Origin of the sequence: Mangrovimonas sp. TPBH4, assembly GCF_001280505.1 — a bacterium.
Lineage (GTDB): Bacteria > Bacteroidota > Bacteroidia > Flavobacteriales > Flavobacteriaceae > Mangrovimonas_A.
Genome location: NZ_LBIO01000050.1, coordinates 41466 through 58818, shown reverse-complemented (window position 1 = coordinate 58818; position 17353 = coordinate 41466). Strand labels below are relative to the sequence as shown.

At 38.4% G+C, this 17353-nt stretch carries 19 protein-coding genes; 11 read left to right on the top strand and 8 right to left on the bottom strand.

Annotated elements, in window-relative coordinates; translation table 11 throughout:
* The first annotated feature begins 2 nt into the window (after window positions 1-2).
* The 4 genes from ZA05_RS10860 to ZA05_RS10845 are packed head-to-tail and all read left to right on the top strand — an operon-like array spanning window position 3 to window position 3486.
* Window positions 3-1472: an NAD(P)/FAD-dependent oxidoreductase gene (locus tag ZA05_RS10860; protein WP_053991721.1), complete on the top strand. Its 1470-nt coding sequence runs from the start codon at window positions 3-5 to the stop codon at window positions 1470-1472.
* On the top strand, window positions 1469-2305 hold the full coding sequence (locus ZA05_RS10855; protein WP_053991720.1) for a squalene/phytoene synthase family protein: 837 nt from the start codon (window positions 1469-1471) through the stop codon (window positions 2303-2305). Before ZA05_RS10860 ends, ZA05_RS10855 begins: the two co-directional genes overlap by 4 nt.
* Window positions 2306-2320: 15 nt before the next feature.
* Window positions 2321-2779, top strand: a complete 459-nt coding sequence (locus ZA05_RS10850; protein ID WP_053991719.1) for a sterol desaturase family protein — start codon at window positions 2321-2323, stop codon at window positions 2777-2779.
* Window positions 2779-3486 carry a lycopene cyclase domain-containing protein gene (locus ZA05_RS10845; RefSeq protein ID WP_053991718.1) on the top strand — a complete coding sequence of 236 codons (708 nt, stop codon included), beginning with the start codon at window positions 2779-2781 and terminating at the stop codon, window positions 3484-3486. Before ZA05_RS10850 ends, ZA05_RS10845 begins: the two co-directional genes overlap by 1 nt.
* On the opposite strand, the gene murC is transcribed toward ZA05_RS10845, so the two are convergent.
* Entirely contained in the window at window positions 3479-4834 is a 1356-nt protein-coding gene (gene murC, locus ZA05_RS10840; protein ID WP_053991717.1) for a UDP-N-acetylmuramate--L-alanine ligase, read from the bottom strand. The two genes, ZA05_RS10845 and murC, sit on opposite strands and share 8 nt — an antisense overlap.
* Before the next feature lie 87 nt (window positions 4835-4921).
* Window positions 4922-5653 (bottom strand): lipopolysaccharide assembly protein LapB, encoded by a 732-nt coding sequence (locus ZA05_RS10835; protein ID WP_053991716.1) that lies wholly within the window; start codon window positions 5651-5653, stop codon window positions 4922-4924.
* 229 nt (window positions 5654-5882) lie between these two features.
* On the opposite strand from ZA05_RS10835, the gene ZA05_RS10830 reads away from it, so the two are divergent.
* Window positions 5883-6236 carry a hypothetical protein gene (locus ZA05_RS10830; RefSeq protein ID WP_157514689.1) on the top strand — a complete coding sequence of 118 codons (354 nt, stop codon included), beginning with the start codon at window positions 5883-5885 and terminating at the stop codon, window positions 6234-6236.
* Complete coding sequence (locus ZA05_RS10825) at window positions 6233-7621, top strand: M64 family metallopeptidase (protein WP_053991714.1); 1389 nt, start codon at window positions 6233-6235, stop codon at window positions 7619-7621. Before ZA05_RS10830 ends, ZA05_RS10825 begins: the two co-directional genes overlap by 4 nt.
* Before the next feature lie 32 nt (window positions 7622-7653).
* On the opposite strand, the gene ZA05_RS10820 is transcribed toward ZA05_RS10825, so the two are convergent.
* The 5 genes from ZA05_RS10820 to ZA05_RS18055 all read right to left on the bottom strand — a co-directional run bounded on the left by ZA05_RS10820 (window position 7654) and on the right by ZA05_RS18055 (window position 11484).
* Window positions 7654-8379 (bottom strand): SDR family oxidoreductase, encoded by a 726-nt coding sequence (locus ZA05_RS10820; protein WP_053991713.1) that lies wholly within the window; start codon window positions 8377-8379, stop codon window positions 7654-7656.
* Window positions 8380-8423: 44 nt separating this feature from the next.
* Complete coding sequence (locus ZA05_RS10815; RefSeq protein ID WP_053991712.1) at window positions 8424-8957, bottom strand: DUF4136 domain-containing protein; 534 nt, start codon at window positions 8955-8957, stop codon at window positions 8424-8426.
* A gap of 158 nt (window positions 8958-9115) precedes the next feature.
* On the bottom strand, window positions 9116-10114 hold the full coding sequence (gene obgE / locus ZA05_RS10810; RefSeq protein WP_053991711.1) for a GTPase ObgE: 999 nt from the start codon (window positions 10112-10114) through the stop codon (window positions 9116-9118).
* A gap of 48 nt (window positions 10115-10162) precedes the next feature.
* Complete coding sequence (locus tag ZA05_RS18555) at window positions 10163-10375, bottom strand: PLD nuclease N-terminal domain-containing protein (RefSeq protein ID WP_082333751.1); 213 nt, start codon at window positions 10373-10375, stop codon at window positions 10163-10165.
* Complete coding sequence (locus ZA05_RS18055; protein WP_082333750.1) at window positions 10375-11484, bottom strand: adenylate kinase; 1110 nt, start codon at window positions 11482-11484, stop codon at window positions 10375-10377. Before ZA05_RS18055 ends, ZA05_RS18555 begins: the two co-directional genes overlap by 1 nt.
* Before the next feature lie 172 nt (window positions 11485-11656).
* Between ZA05_RS18055 and ZA05_RS10795 the strand changes: the two genes are divergently transcribed.
* The 5 genes from ZA05_RS10795 to ZA05_RS10775 all read left to right on the top strand — a co-directional run bounded on the left by ZA05_RS10795 (window position 11657) and on the right by ZA05_RS10775 (window position 16496).
* Complete coding sequence (locus ZA05_RS10795; RefSeq protein ID WP_053991709.1) at window positions 11657-12811, top strand: 5-(carboxyamino)imidazole ribonucleotide synthase; 1155 nt, start codon at window positions 11657-11659, stop codon at window positions 12809-12811.
* A 3-nt stretch (window positions 12812-12814) separates the two neighbouring features.
* Entirely contained in the window at window positions 12815-13294 is a 480-nt protein-coding gene (gene purE / locus ZA05_RS10790) for a 5-(carboxyamino)imidazole ribonucleotide mutase (protein WP_053991708.1), read from the top strand.
* A 197-nt stretch (window positions 13295-13491) separates the two neighbouring features.
* Window positions 13492-15528, top strand: a complete 2037-nt coding sequence (locus ZA05_RS10785) for a M3 family metallopeptidase (RefSeq protein WP_053991707.1) — start codon at window positions 13492-13494, stop codon at window positions 15526-15528.
* A 148-nt stretch (window positions 15529-15676) separates the two neighbouring features.
* A complete protein-coding gene (locus ZA05_RS10780; RefSeq protein ID WP_053991706.1) occupies window positions 15677-16228 on the top strand; it encodes a sigma-70 family RNA polymerase sigma factor in 552 nt (183 codons plus the stop codon).
* A gap of 4 nt (window positions 16229-16232) precedes the next feature.
* Window positions 16233-16496, top strand: a complete 264-nt coding sequence (locus ZA05_RS10775; RefSeq protein ID WP_053991705.1) for a hypothetical protein — start codon at window positions 16233-16235, stop codon at window positions 16494-16496.
* On the opposite strand, the gene ZA05_RS10770 is transcribed toward ZA05_RS10775, so the two are convergent.
* On the bottom strand, window positions 16473-17303 hold the full coding sequence (locus ZA05_RS10770) for a hypothetical protein (RefSeq protein WP_053991704.1): 831 nt from the start codon (window positions 17301-17303) through the stop codon (window positions 16473-16475). The genes ZA05_RS10775 and ZA05_RS10770 overlap by 24 nt on opposite strands.
* Window positions 17304-17353: the final 50 nt, after the last annotated feature.

Sequence of the window (17353 nt, the reverse complement as noted above, 5' to 3'; positions counted from 1 at the left end):
AGATGGGCAAGAAAAAAATAATCATTATAGGCTCTGGGTTTTCATCCCTCTCCGCTAGCTGTTACTTGGCTCAAGCAGGATTTGATGTTACCATACTAGAGAAAAACAACACGGTTGGTGGACGCGCACGACAACTACAACGTGATGGTTTTACTTTTGATATTGGACCAACCTTCTACTGGATGCCAGATGTTTTTGAACGTTTTTTTAAAGATTTCAATACTGAACCTTCGAAATACTACAGTTTAAAACAATTGGATCCAGCCTACCAGATATACTTTGGAAAAAATGAGTCGATCACCATATCAGGGGATTTCGAAACTATTAAAAGTACTTTTGAAAATATCGAACCCAACAGTAGTGATGCCCTACAAAAGTTCATCAACAAATCCGAAGACAATTACAATCTCGCCATTAAAGATTTAGTATACCAACCAGGTGAATCTGTCACAGAGATTGTCACCCTAAAAACCATTACAAAACTTAATAGGTTCACCACAAGCATTAAAAAGGAGATTTCCCATTATGTAAAACATGAAAAGCTACAGCAAATATTGGAATTCCCTGTCCTTTTTTTAGGAGCCAAACCAAGCAACACGCCTTCTTTCTACAACTTTATGAATTATGCCGATTTTAAATTGGGGACCTGGCACCCTAAAGGCGGCATGTATATGGTGGTGACTGCTCTAAAAGATCTAGCACAAAGTTTAGGGGTAACCATACAAACCAATAGCCCCGTAGAAAGTATAAACATTGAAAAGAATGCTGTGACCTCTGTAAAAACAGACTCCAATGAATATGCTTGCGACATTCTATTAAGTGGTGCCGATTACCACCACACTGAAACTTTGCTTCCAAAACAATACAGACAGTATTCTGAAGCCTATTGGAACAAAAAAACATTCGCCCCTTCAGCGCTTTTATTTTATGTTGGTTTCGACAAAAAACTGAAGAACGTATCACACCATACACTTTGTTTTGACAGCGATTTTGAAATCCACGCCAAAACCATTTATAATACAAAGGAATGGCCAGACAATCCATTATTTTATGCCAGTTTCCCTAGTATCACAGATGCTTCAGCAGCCCCAAAAGGCAATGAAGCCGGTATTTTCTTAATTCCACTAGCACCAGATTTGGAGGACAATGAACAGATTAGAAATCATTACTTCCAACAAATTATAGAGCGCTTGGAACACCTAACGGACCAGCCACTTTTTGACCACATCCTTTTTAAGGAATCCTACTGCATCAACAATTTTAAAGAGGATTATAATGCTTACAAAGGAAATGCTTATGGTTTGGCAAACACCCTAATGCAAACCCATGTATTACGCCCTAAACTTAAAAGCAAAAAAGTAAACAACCTTTATTTCTGCGGACAGCTTACTGTTCCAGGCCCCGGAGTACCTCCATCTCTTATCTCAGGAAAAATTGTTAGCGAACTCATTCAAAAACACACCAAACAATGAAAGCACTATTTGATACTTCCAGCCTTAAATGCAGCAAAATTGTAACCCAGGAATACAGCACGTCCTTTTCCATGGGTATTAAACTATTTGCCCCTTCCATTAGGCCCGCCATTTATGCCATCTACGGATTTGTGCGCTATGCTGATGAAATTGTGGATTCTTTCCACGACTACGAACAAGAAGTTTTATTTGAAGAGTTCAAACAGGAGTATCAAAAATCCATTGACCGTAAAATAAGTTTAAACCCAATTTTAAACGCCTTTCAGGAAGTCGTTTGGAAATATCATCTTCACACCTATGTGGATGATTTTTTAAAACGGATGGAGATGGATTTAAAAATTAAGGATTACAGCTCCAAAGAAGCCTATGAAAATTACATTTACGGGTCTGCCGACGTCGTTGGACTTATGTGTTTAAGGGTCTTTACCAATAATGATGAAGATATGTTCCAACTTTTAAAAACCCCAGCACAGTATTTAGGTTCGGCATTCCAAAAAGTTAATTTCCTCAGAGATTTCAAGGACGACACGGAAATACTTGGCCGCTCCTACTTTCCCAATGTGAATAACAATTCGTTATCTGAACCTAACAAAAAAGATATTATTGAGGATATTGAAAATGATTTTCGAGAAGCCTACAAAGGCATTGTCCTTTTACCCCTAGAAAGCAGATTAGGCGTCTATCTAGCCTATAAATATTATCTAAATCTGTTGAAAAAACTAAAAAGACTGGATCATAAACGCATATTAAATGAGCGCATTAGAATCTCGAACCCCTTAAAAATTCTTATCTTAACAAAGGCTTACATAAGATATAAACTGAATTTTATTTAAAAAAAACCTATAGACATGGAAATTCTATTGTACATAGCAATTACCGTCCTCACTTTCTCCATTATGGAATTGGTTACTTGGTTTACCCACAAATATATCATGCACGGTTTTTTATGGTATCTGCATGAGGACCACCACCAGCCAAAATACCCCCATGTATTTGAGAAAAACGACACCTTTTTCATCATTTTTGCCATCCCTAGTATAGCGCTATTTTATTTTGGAGCTGTCCCAAAATTAAACTTTATGTTCTTTATTGGACTGGGTATCTTTTTCTACGGAATTGCCTATTTTCTAATCCACGATGTTTTGATCCACCAACGCTTCAAATGGTTTAAAAATGTGAAGAACAAATACCTCATAGGGTTAAGGAAAGCACATAAAGTGCATCACAAACATTTGAACAAAGAAGACGGTGAATGCTTCGGGATGCTGTGGGTGCCTAAAAAGTTTCACAAACAGTTCAAAGCATAATGAGGCCATACACCTATCTACTTGTAAATTTTGCCTGTATCCTCATTCCTGTTATTGCTAGCTTCTATAAGAAATATCCGTTTTGTAAAGATTGGAAAGCCTTTTTTAAAGGCAATTTGATTGTTACCCTTTTATTTTTAATCTGGGATTGGTATTTCACCAATATTGGCGTCTGGGGATTTAATGGCGACTATTTATTAAACATTTATATTGCCGATTTACCCATCGAAGAAATTTTGTTTTTTATCTGTATTCCCTTTGCCTGTGTGTTTACTTATTTTGCCCTAAACTCACTTATAACAAATAATCCTTTAAACAATATTCAGTCGAAAATTACAATAATTCTAATAGCCGTTTTTACGATTGTATCAGTTTTAAATTTCAATAAACTTTACACGCTAAGTGCCTTCGGACTTTGCGCCATGTATTTACTCTACCTAAAACTCAGGAAAGTCAACCTAGCTTTTCACTACCTTACCTACCTATGTATATTTCCGTTCTTTTTAGCCAGCAATGGTATTCTTACAGGCTCTTTGTTGGAAGCCCCCATTGTTTGGTACAACAACAGTGAAAACCTTGGCATTAGAATCGCCACCATCCCCATTGAGGATAGCGTTTATGGTATGTTACTTATTTTTTTAAATATTGAATGCTATAGGTATTTCAAAACCAAAAACATTCAAAATACCGAAAAAGCCTTTATTTGATAATTGATTTTACAGCATTGAAATCAAGTCCACCGTAATTTCCAGAACTCATTAACAACAAAGCCTTATTGCTAAAGTCCTGTGAAAACAAATAGTCTTTAAACGCTTCCGGATCGGTATAGATAATAAGGTCGTCCCTTTCAAAAGCCTCAGCAATCTGTTGATGTGTCACTTCCTCCAATTGCTTAATCTTTACAGCATGCGGAGAATAAAACACCACAGCCTCATCGGCAGCATCTAGTGCGCCTTTGTATTCCTTTAAAAATTCGGCATTCAAACTACTATAAGTATGTAATTCCAAACAAGCCACTACAGATTTATCGTGGTATTGCTCTTTCATAGCCGTTGTCGTCGCAGACACTTTACTCGGAGAATGTGCAAAATCCTTGTAGGCAACCGAGCTCTTACCTACCGCAATTTTTTCCAAGCGCTTGCTAGCACCTTTAAAGGTTGCAATGGCTTCGTAAAAATCATCTTCATCAACGCCCATATGTTGGCAAATCCATTTGGCCCCAGCAACATTGTTCAAATTATGCTTTCCAAATACTTCAATTGGAAGTGGTCCTTCTGGTGTTTCCAACAGAGTTTCCCCGTCTTCAACAGTATACTTTGGCGTGTAGTAAGGTAATTTTCGGATTGTATTCTCACTAGCTTCCACCACACCTTTCAACGCTTCATCTTCGGCATTGTAGGTAATACTGCCCCCCTTCACAATACTGTCAACAAAAATTTTGAACTGCTCCACATAATTCTCATAAGTTGGGAACACATTGATATGATCCCAAGCAATCCCGCTCAACAAAGCTATGTTAGGTTGATACAAGTGAAACTTTGGCCGACGGTCTATTGGGGAACTTAAATATTCGTCACCTTCCAAAACAATAAAATCGTTATCCTCAGTCAGTTTTACCATCACATCAAAACCTTCCAATTGGGCGCCCACCATAAAATCCACATCAATATCATGATAATTCATGACATGTAAAATCATGGAAGTAATCGTTGTTTTCCCATGACTTCCGCCAATAACAACACGCGTTTTATGCTTGGATTGTTCGTACAAAAATTCAGGATAGCTATAGATTTTCAATCCTAATTCCTGAGCTTTTAAAAGTTCAGGATTATCGGCTTTGGCATGCATTCCCAACACCACAGCATCTAAATCAGTAGTGATTTTTTCAGGAAACCATCCAAAGGCTTTTGGCAACAAGCCTTTATGTTCCAACCTCGATTTGGAAGGATCAAAAATTTCATCATCACTTCCGGTTACCTGATATCCTTTATTGTGTAATGCGATGGCTAGGTTGTGCATTGCTGCCCCGCCAATAGCTATAAAATGTACGTTCATAACATAGGTTTGTAAGTGTTCAAATATAAGGATTGCTGTTGTAAGGTCGAAGTTTCCTCACATAAGATTTGCTTGCAGTATTTGCATTCACATTTTTTGCTCCACTTCCTTAATTTCCATCAATAGTCCTTCACTTGGATATTTAGCGTAAGCTTCCTGTAAATTCTTCAAAGCCTTTTGCAATTCACCTTGAGCCATATAAAATTCAATGAGCTTCTTATAACAGGTTAGCGACCCTCCAACCTTTAAAGCCTTTTGATAATAGGTTTCGGCCAGCCTAAAGTTTTCTTTATTGTAATACACGAGGCCTTTAGCTAGATAACCATCCACCAACGAAAGTTTTTCCAACTGATTGGCGTATTGCATAGCATTGTCAAAGCCTCCTCCCAAAATCACGGGAAGCTTCACATATAGTTCGACCAAGGCCCACCTAGTATCAATATGAGCCGGATCTAAACTCGCCGCTTTCAAGAAAGCCTCCTCCATATCCCCTATAATGCCTAGCGCCCTTATTTTATTAATGCTTAAAGCTTTCATAGCCATGGCACCACCATATTTGTATTGATAATTAGCGACATTAGGCTGTCTTGCCACCAGTTTTTTGTATTCAACAATTGCTTTATCCCATTCCTTTTGATGTCCATAAACATCTCCCAATAACTCAACCGCTTCCAAGTTGTTAGAATCCTCCACATGGGGCCGCAACAACACCTCTGCCCGAGTGTATTCTTCTTCCTCGACTAATGTCTGGACTAAAGTTAAATTCAGTTGGCCATGGCCTAAAATTGGTAAGAATATGACAAAAAACAACCAACGCATAAATCTGTTTTATGTATAAATTTACAGTATTTAAAATATTGAATACTTCCTCTTTTTACAAAGATGCGTATATTTCGGCAGTCAATAGCATTTCCTCAAGATGAGATTTGAATTAAAATGGCCCTTAGTGCTCTTTACATTTTCAATTCTGCTGTTTTCATGTAAAACAGCTCAACAAACCTCCCCCGTTAATTCGATTGAAACCCAAGAACCACCAAAACTTTTGTTCTTGAATTACCATATAAAAAAAGAGGATCAAGAATATCAAGTAGCACTCATCAATACCATTATTACTGAAGGTAAACTTAAAAAATCAAATACTTCGATAGCAAAGCCTGGAGATATTGAATGTCAATTACTTTCCCAAGACAACACCGTATTGAACCAATCAATAATAAAACATCCTTTTACAAAACGATTTGAAACAATGGCAGAGGATGGCTCACTAAAAAGCAAACTTATTGAATTTCAAGAAATCGACCTTCCTATAAAAATGCAATATCATCCCAATACAAAATATATAATTCTATATTTGATCACTGAAACCAACCAAAAAATTGAATTGACTACCAATCGCTTATGAAACAACCATTAGCCCTTATTGTTTTATTTTTTATTTCCAACATCGTCCATTCTCAAGTGTTTGAAGTGGACACCATCAAATACTCAGGAACCAATACTAGCAGAATAAATTTTGTAGTTATGGGCGATGGGTATACTGGCGAAGAACAGGACCAATTTATAACCGATGTCACTAATTTTTCCAATTTCTTATTCTCGCAATCTCCCTTTTTGGAATACGAAGATTACTTTAATCTCTATGCCATCAAGGTAATCTCTAACGAAAGTGGAGCTTCACATCCAGGAAACGCTCCAGACGAACCATCAACAGCAGTACCCATAACAATTATAGACAACTACTTTGGTTCTTCATTTGACAATTACAATATCCATAGACTGCTTTACACTCCAAACAGTGCTTTAATTGCAACCGTATTAGCAACAAATGTTCCTGAATATGATGAAGGCATCGTATTGGTAAATACGCCGTATTATGGTGGCAGCGGAGGAGATTTCGCGATTTGCTCTACAGGAATAGCCGCTACCGAAATAGCGATTCACGAGTTAGGCCATACCTTTGCCGACCTAAAAGACGAATACTATGCTGGAGACGTTTATTTTGGAGAAGCATACAACATGACCCAAGAAAACAATCCAGAGCTTATCAAATGGAAAAATTGGTTTAACACCAACAATATTGGAGCTTATTCTTATGGAACTTCGGGCTTATCTGCCACGTGGTACAAACCTCATCAATCCTGTAAAATGCAATACCTAGGAGAAGATTTTTGTTCGGTGTGCACCGAGGCAATTATAGAAAAAATACATAGCTTGATATCTCCTATTGCTTCCTTCACCCCTGAAAACAATGCTGTTGGAAATCCTGAATTTCCTTTACAATTTCAATTGTACACAATTAACCCAGAGCCTAACTCACTTCAGATTTCATGGAATTTCAATGGTTCAGATATGGAAACAGAAGGTAACTCAATCAGTCTTTACCAAGAGAATTTAGCTTCTGGAAGCAACACATTGACCGCCATCGTTACTGATGGTTCCTCCCTGGTTAATGTTGACAACCACGAGACCCTACACGTGTACAGTGTCACATGGACCATAGACTACACACTATCCAACGGCTCAATTTCCAGTAAGCAAAATGCCTTGAACATTTCGCTATTTCCAAATCCATCCTCTAACATTGTAAACATCACTTTTAAAAGTGAGCTAAATCAAAATCTTTCCGTGGAAATTAGTGATTTAAACGGAAAGCAAATCCTCTCTACCCAATTGAACAACGGAACAAGCACAACTATTGATATCGGCCAATTTGAAAGTGGCTTATACCTAGCTAATTTTTATGCTAACAATGTTCTAATGGCAACCAAAAAAGTCATTAAAAATTAACAAAAAGTAAGCCCGCTTTAGCGGGCTCTTTTTTATTTACTTGGCGGCATCGACGGCCTCACTTCTATTTTACTAGGCAATGTCCTAGGATTCATTTTAACTAAATCCACAACCAACTCGCCAATATCCTCGCTCTGTATTTTCCAGGCATCACTATCATCAGGCACATGGTTATTAAAATACGTAGCCACAGACCCAGGCATAATCGTACTTACTTTTATTCCATGTTGTCTTAAATCAAGCATCACGGCTTGCGTAAATCCTGTGACTCCAAATTTACTGGCATTATAAGCCGAACCATTCGCAAAAAAATTGGTTCCTGCCAAACTGGATATGGTTATAAAATACCCATTTGATTTTTTCAAAGCTTCAACCCCTGCCTTAATGGTATAAAACACTCCGGTTAGGTTGGTATCAATAGTATCCTGCCACTGTTCTGCACTTAAATTTTCAATAGACTCAAAATGCCCTACGCCGGCATTTGCCACCAAAATGTCCAATTGACCAAACTCACTTATGACATCAGCCACTGCTTCCCTTAAACTTTCAAGATCTTTGACATCTCCTTTCACACCAATAGCTTTGGCTTTGGTAGTTTTATGCGCATTCAACACCCCTGCTGCTTCATGTGCCGTAGCACTACTTCTACTAGTGATTGCCACATTTACACCTTGTTCCATTAACGATTGGGCAATGCCATAACCTATTCCCTTGGTCCCCCCTGTAATTAAGGCCACTTTATGTTCTAATGTTTCCATAATTTTAGTTTCAATTTCTATTTATCTAACTATTTAATTCAATGTTATTTCTTTGTTGGAGGATAGCCCTTTAAAATTTCAGTTGCGATTGCATTGAATTTCTCTTCTTTGGCTTCAGGAGCGTCATCTTGATAAAAGGAATCCTCACTTATCGCCTGCCAAAACAAGCCTCCTCCTTGCGGATCCACAAAATCTACTTGAATCTGCCTATTTAAGGTAGATTGGCCAACTGGAATCCCAACAGAAATCCCACCTCCCATGTTTCTGCCGCTACCACCAATACCTACACCAACGGAACTTTGACTGCCCACGTTATAGGCATTACTTTGCACATTTATTAAAAAATCTGGAGTATCGGACAGTACCATGCCTTTAGCAGCCATAGCAGAATCCAAGGCATCCAAAAACCGATTGGCATCCAATTCACTCATCCCAATATTTAAATCCTGAAAGTAGTTGTAGGTTTTATACTTGGAAAAATCAGTGTTCCTATCATAATCATAATTAACCCTAACGGGGGCACAAGCCATCAGGGCAAAAAAAGTAAGGCAGATAAAGGCAGAAAAACGGTTCTTCATTTTTCTTATAAAGATACAAAAAGTGAAATGTAAATTTTGACACCTATTATACTAATTAACTGACAACAGGATGAGCTCACAACAGAATTTGCCGACAAACAAAAAAGGCCTGAAAAATGAAACTTTTCAAGCCTTTTATATTTTAAATATAGACGTCTTTATGGATTAAGCATTTTCCATAGCTTGTCTTTAAGTTCGGTAATACCCTGTTGGGCCACAGAGGAAATAAACATATACGGAATTGGCAAACTCTTATCAAGCTCGGCTTTCAAATCAGCTTTCAGTTCATCATCCAACATATCGCATTTTGAGATGGCTACCATACGTTCCTTATCCAACATTTCAGGATTGTAACGTCTTAACTCGTCCAACAAAATATTGTATTGCTCCAAAATATCATTGGCATCGGCTGGAACTAAAAACAGTAAAATAGAATTTCGCTCGATGTGACGTAAAAAATAATGTCCCAACCCTTTCCCTTCGGCAGCACCTTCAATAATCCCAGGAATATCAGCCATTACAAAGGTTTGGAAATCGCGATATTTCACAATTCCCAAGTTGGGCTTTAACGTGGTAAATTCGTAATCGGCTATTTTAGGTTTAGCTGAAGTAATCACAGACAACAAAGTAGATTTCCCTGCATTTGGAAATCCAACCAAACCAACATCTGCCAATACCTTTAATTCAAGAGTGACATCTTTTTCTTCAAGAGGCATTCCTGGTTGCGCGTAGCGAGGTGTTTGGTTTGTTGCCGACTTGAAATGCCAGTTTCCACGACCTCCCATACCACCTTCGGCCAAGATTCTTTCTTCTTGGTCCTCGGTGATTTCAAATAGAATTTTATTGGTTTCTGTATCCCGTATAACCGTTCCCAAAGGCACATCGATGTACATATCCTCACCATCGGCACCGGTACTTCTGGCCTTACTTCCGTTTTCCCCATGTCCGGCACGGACATGTCGTTTAAACTTTAGGTGAAGTAATGTCCAAAGGTTACTATTCCCTCTAATAATGACATGGCCTCCACGACCACCGTCGCCCCCATCGGGACCACCTTTGGCAATGTACTTTTCACGATGTAAATGAGCAGACCCTTGGCCTCCCTTACCAGAAGACACATGGATTTTTACATAATCTACAAAATTTCCTTCCGTCATATTATTCCTTGTATATAAAGGTCTGTGTTTTAATATCTAAATAGCTACTTAAGATAAACGCTTGGATCTTCCAATAGCGAAATACAAAATAGAACCTATGAAAGGGGCAAATATTACTATAAGAATCCAAAGCATTTTTTCATTTCCATTGAACCTATTTTTCAAAAGACTGATAAGAGCCAATATCGGTAAAAAAACAGCTATTATTAGAGCTATCTGCAACACTCCAAAAGACCCTGAGTTTAAGTGAATAGTCTCCATTACAGCTTGTCAATTACCGTACTTAACCTCTCGGTAATCTCTTCGATACTTCCAACACCGTCCACTCCAAAATATTTGTTTTGAGCTGAATAGTAATCTTTCAAAATTGCTGTTTTATTGTAGTACTCCACAATTCGGTTTCTAATGATGCTCTCATCGGCATCATCAGCTCTTCCACTAGTCTTTCCGCGTTCCAACAAACGCTCAACCAATACCTCATCGTCAACTTCCAAAGCAATCATAGCATTGATTTGAGAATCTTTGCTATCCATTAATTTATCCAAAGCTTCGGCTTGTGCATTGGTACGTGGAAATCCGTCGAAAAGGAATCCATTGGCATCGGCATTCTTTTCAACTTCAGCATTCAACATGTCTATTGTAACCTGGTCTGGAACCAATTCACCTTTGTCGATGTAGGACTTGGCCAACATCCCCAAGGCTGTTTTATTCTTAATATTGTATCGAAACACATCTCCTGTGGAGATGTGTACCAAATTGTATTTCCCTTTTAAAAATTCTGCTTGCGTTCCTTTTCCGGCCCCTGGAGGTCCAAATAGCACCAAGTTTGTCATGTGTTGTGTGGTTTTTAATTGGTATATGGTAGGCAGGTCCCTCCCCAATCCATTGTAATCCAATCCGTAGCCTACAATAAATTTATCGGGAATTTCCAAACCTACATAATGAAGTTTAAAATCTCTTTTGTACGCCTCCGGTTTAAAGAACAAGGTGGCAATGATCAGCTGCTTCACATTTTCATTTTTAAAGATCCTGTGCACCTCTGCCAATGTCCTTCCGGAATCAATAATGTCTTCCAAAATTACAACCGTACGCCCTGTCAAATCCTGGGTAAGGCCAATCAACCTCTGGATATCCTCGGAAGACTTCAAGCCTTCGTAGGATGCCAGTTTAATAAAGGTTACCTCACATGGTTTGGGGTATTTTTTAACAAAATCGCTCACAAACATGAACGATCCGTTTAAAATCCCAACAAACACGGGCACCTCATCCTTCAAATCTTCAGAAATTTGGTCCACCATACGCTGTACGGTCCCTTCCAATTCTTGTTCTGAAACAAACGGTTTAAAGTGTAAGTCGTGAAGTTTAATCACTTGTATTTAATTTTAGAAAGGCAAAGATAATCATTTGAGTAAGGATTTACGAATTCTCCTTTAGATTGTTTTGTTTTTTAGTTTTTTCACAGGGTTTTGATTTGTACTTTTGTAGCCTCATTATAAGATTAAAGTATAACTAAAACAACTCCCTTTTTTCTGGGAAATACATATGAATTTATTCTCTTCTGACTTTAAACTAGGTATTCTTGGTGGTGGGCAATTGGGCAAAATGATGCTCTATGACACCAGAAAGTTCGACATTGCCACCTACGTCCTTGATCCAAGTAACGAAGCGCCTTGTAAAATTGCCTGCAACCAATTCCAACAAGGGGATTTAATGGATTTTGATACCGTTTATAACTTCGGCAAGCAGGTAGATGTGCTTACCTTTGAAATTGAAAACGTTAATGTAGATGCGCTTGAAGCCTTGGAAAAAGAAGGGATTAAGGTATATCCTGCTTCCAAAACCTTGAGAAGCATTCAAAATAAAGCCACTCAAAAACTCTTCTATAGAGACCACAACATCCCAACCGCCGATTTTAACCGATTTGCCTATACTTCAGAAATCGAGGAAGCCATCCACAACGGAGGTCTTACTCTACCATTTGTTTGGAAAAGTGCCCAATTTGGATATGACGGGAATGGTGTAAAGATTGTTCGAGAACTATCCGATTTGGAAGAACTGCCAAATGTTGAGTGTATTGCAGAAACTATGGTGCCATTTAAAAATGAATTGGCAGTTACCGTGGCAAGAACTCCAGACGGAGAAATGAAAGTGTATCCAGTAGTAGAAATGGAATTTCACCCAGAGGCCAACCAAGTAGAGTATGTTATCTGTCCTGCAAGGATAGACGATAAAGTAGCCGAAAAAGCTAAGGCAGTAGCCTTAAAAGTATCGGAGGCCTTTCAGCATGTAGGGCTATTGGCGGTAGAGATGTTCCAAACAAAAGATGACGAAATTTTGGTGAACGAAGTAGCTCCAAGACCTCACAATTCTGGTCACCAAACCATTGAGGCTAGCTACACCTCGCAATTTGAACAACACCTAAGAGCCATTTTAAATTTACCTTTAGGAAACACCGACAACAAAGTTGGCGGAATTATGGTTAATTTAGTAGGTGCCGAAGGTCATACAGGAAATGTGGTTTACCAGAACATTGAAGCCATTATGAAATTGGATGGGGTAACCCCGCACATCTACGGTAAAAAACAAACCCGACCATTTAGAAAAATGGGACACGTGACCATTGTGAATGAAGACATCAATGAAGCAAGAAGGGTTGCCGAACAAGTAAAAAGTACAATAAAAGTAATAAGCGAATAAGATATGAGTAAAGTAGGAATCATCATGGGAAGTAAAAGTGACCTGCCGGTAATGCAGGACGCTATTGATATTTTAAAAGGATTCGACATTGAAGTTGAAGTGGATATCGTGTCGGCTCACCGTACACCAGAAAAATTGTTCGACTATGGCAAACATGCCCATACTAGAGGGTTTTCCGTAATTATTGCTGGAGCTGGTGGAGCTGCCCATTTACCAGGTATGATTGCTTCCTTATCGCCGCTTCCTGTTATTGGGGTTCCTGTAAAAAGCAGTAATTCTATTGACGGTTGGGATTCTGTACTTTCCATTTTACAAATGCCAGGTGGCGTACCTGTGGCTACCGTTGCCTTAAATGGTGCCAAAAATGCCGGCATCCTGGCTGCACAAATTATTGGTAGTTCCGATAAATGTGTCTTGGATAAAATTATGGTATACAAGGAAGGGCTAAAAGCTGCCGTAATAGAATCGGCCAAAAACCTTTAAATTAAAAAACCTCGACTTCCGTCGAGGTTTTAAAGCTATTAATCAATTATTTTAAGAGTCATTTCTGACGCCTTTAATGATTCGAGGACAAAAGTAGCAATATAATTCAAATACAAATCAAAAAATATCGTTAATTAATCCTAAAATTGCCCCCCTAAAGAAAAGGATTACAGCATAGGTCAAATTAATGCCTCCATATGAATATTCTCAACAAACCATTTGATACACCGTTCAATACTGCCCCATTTTCAAAACTAAAAAACGAAGATTTTCTCCCCGCTTTTAAAGAAGGAATTGCTCAGGCTAAAGCAGAGATTGAAGCCATCACAGCCAACCCTGAAGCACCAACATTTCAAAACACGGTAGAGGCTTTGGATTTTTCAGGGGAACAATTGGATCGCATTTCGAGCATTTTTTTCAACTTGAATTCTGCCGAGACCAATGACGAAATTCAAAAGATAGCGCAAGAGGTATCTCCTTTATTGTCGGAATTCAGTAATGACATCACTTTAAACGAGGACCTTTTCAAACGTATCAAGGCTGTTTATGAGATGAAAGATGAGTTGGAGTTGACCACGGAACAAAGCACCTTGTTGGATAAAAAATATAAAAGCTTTTCAAGAAACGGAGCCAATTTACCCGAGGACAAAAAGCAGCAACTAAGAGAAATTGACAAAAAATTAAGTCAGCTTAAGTTAAAGTTTGGAGAAAATGTATTGGCCGAGACCAACAACTTCGAAATGGTCATCACCAACGAAGAAGATTTGGATGGACTGCCGGAAGGAGCCAAGGAAGCTGCCAAACAATTGGCAGAATCCAAAAATGTAGAGGGCTGGATCATTACTTTGGATTACCCTAGCTACATTCCATTTATGACCTATGCCAGCAATAGGGAATTACGAAAAAAATTGGCTATTGCCTTTGGAGCCAAAGCCTTTAAAAATGATACGTTGGACAATCAGGAAAACGTTTTGCAAATTGCTAAACTTCGTTACCAACGCGCCAACCTTTTAGGTTATAAAACCCATTCTCATTTTGTTTTGGAAGAGCGTATGGCCAAAACCCCAGACAACGTCAACAAATTCCTTTACGAATTATTGGAAAAAGCCAAACCTGCAGCAGAACGTGAGTTTGCCAACCTACAAGAGTTTGCCAAAGAATTGGACGGCATTGAAGTGCTTCAAAAATGGGATTCTTCCTATTACGCTGAAAAATTGAAGCAAAAACTTTTTGATTTGGATGACGAGAAACTAAAACCGTATTTCAAATTAGAAAATGTGATTGATGGGTCTTTTACGGTGGCTAAAAAACTATATGGACTTCATTTTGAAGAAATTCATGATATTGACAAATACCACGCAGATGTTCTTACCTATAAAGTTACTAATGAACAAGGTGATTTAGTGGCCATTTTCTACGCCGACTTCTTCCCTAGACCAGGAAAAAGAAACGGTGCCTGGATGACATCTTTCAAACCACAATTTAGAAAAAATGGCACCAATGAAAGACCTCATATTTCCATTGTGTGCAATTTTACAAAACCTACAAAAAGCAAACCTTCATTATTAACCTTCAATGAAGTGACTACGTTGTTCCACGAGTTTGGACATGCCCTGCACGGCATGTTGGCCAACACCACCTACCCTAGTTTATCAGGAACCAGCGTATTCTGGGATTTTGTAGAGCTTCCGAGCCAAGTTTTGGAAAACTGGTGCTATGAAAAGGAAGCTTTGGAATTGTTTGCTAAGCACTACGAAACTGGCGAATTAATTCCAATGGAATTAGTGAATAAAATCAAGGAATCAGCTACGTTCCATGAAGGTATGCAAACCTTAAGACAATTGAGTTTTGGTCTTTTGGACATGAGCTGGCATGGTCAAGACCCTTCTCCTATAACCAATGTGAAGAAACACGAAATTGAAGCTTTTGAAGATACCAGACTCTACCCAGATGTGCCTGAGAACTGTATGAGCACTTCATTTTCGCATATTTTCCAAGGCGGCTATTCCTCCGGATATTACAGTTACAAATGGGCCGAAGTTTTAGATGCCGATGCTTTTGAATATTTTACAGAACAGGGGATCTTCAACAAGCAAGTGGCCCAAAAGTTCATGGACAACATATTATCGCAAGGCGGCACGGAAGACCCAATGACACTTTACAAGCGTTTTAGAGGGAAAGAACCACAACCCGAAGCCCTTTTGAGAAGAGCCGGCTTGATAGAGAAGGAATAACAATTCAAACATAAACAAGGTGCATGGCCATATTCATTCCAGCGATTTACAATTGGAAATGAATATGGTCATCATGTCTTACAGCCTGACAGCCGTGAAATCTGATTTTTTTATCCTACATTTGAAGAAGAAACAGATGTAAGAACATATGCCAAAACACCAATTAGATCCTACCAAATGGGTTGCGCTTTACTCCGATTATCTGTTCAACTATACCATCACAAGGGTAAACGACAGGGAAATTGCCAAAGACTTGGTTCAGGAAGCGTTTTTTTCGGCATTGAAATCCATGAAAAACTTCAAGGGTGAAGCCAGCGAACGTACCTGGCTAATTTCCATCTTGAAACGAAAGATTATTGATTATTATCGAAAATCAAACTCCAAAAAAGGCCAAGCTGAAGTCAGGATTTCCTATAGTTCTGCTACAGACAAAGGTGATTGGCTAGCCGAACGTGTTGCAGACCCGTATGACAAAACAGCTGAGGATAAACTTGAAAACAAAGAACTGGGAGATGCCATACATGAATGCATGAGCAAACTTCCAGAAAAGCAAGCCTTGGTGTTTAGAATGAAAACTATTGAGGGTATGGATACCGAAACTATCTGTAATGAATTAAAAATAACGCCGTCTAATCTTTGGGTTATCATCCATAGGGCTAGAACTGCAATGGCCGAATGCCTCGAACAAAATTGGTTTTAATTTTATGAAAAAAAGCATCCTCTTTATATCCTGTGATGAAGCAATGGAAATTTGTGACCGCTCTCAATACGGAGAAGCCTCTTTTTGGGAAAAATTAAAATTAAACTTTAGGTTTTGTTGGTGTAAAATGACCCGTTCTTACTCCAAACAAAACAAAAAACTCACAAAAATTGTCAAGGATTCCAATGTAGAGTGTCTTAAGGAAGAAGAACGTCAGGACTTGCATCAAACTTTTGATGCCTTTCTACGTAAGCAAGACCAATACTAACCAAAATATAGGCACTCCCTCCACCCAAAAGCTACTGTAATACCTTTTCTGGTCTGTTTTTGCAAAATACAATAGGACTCCCATAACCAATGATACCACCAGAAGGCAAAGTTTATACTTTAAAGTTGACACTTCCCTAAACAGTTCCAATCCCAATAAAACCAACAACAGCGCCCCTCCAAATATTTTGGTACGCTTGATTCCAATTTTCTGCGGAATGGTTGACAATTTCAAACTGTCATAATTTAAATCCCGTATTTCAAAAGGCAATATCAATACCAATACCAAAATAAATCGTTGCAAAAATGGCAATAGCTCTTCCAATCCAATATCATACCCAGCATTCAGCAATGGCAATAGCACCGTAACACCTGCCCAAACCAACGCAATGACATACACCTTAATCCCACTGATACTTCTCAGGTTTTGATTTTTGTCATACAGCATTTTCTTTGGCAAAAATGGAACTGCATACAAAAAGGTAATCATACCAAAAAGAGCAATATACAGCAATGTTTTAAGTTGTAATTGTACAGCATAAAAGGACATCAACACAAAACAAACAAAGGAAAAAACTTGGATGAATTTGAGCCAATAGGCCAGACTTCGATGGTGAAACTTGGCCAAGCCAAAAAATTTAACAAAATTATATCCCGTAATACTGGCATAAAATATAAAATACAGCACGGCTTCATCGTAAGGCAAATCGTATTCCATAAGGGTAATCCAGGATAGGGCATATACCGCCAAAGCCACGTGAATACTACTATTGATATAAAAATTGAAAATACGTTTTAGGAACCTCACCCCACAAAAATAATTAAAGTGTTAATAAGAGCTTCATTTGGTTAAAAAAC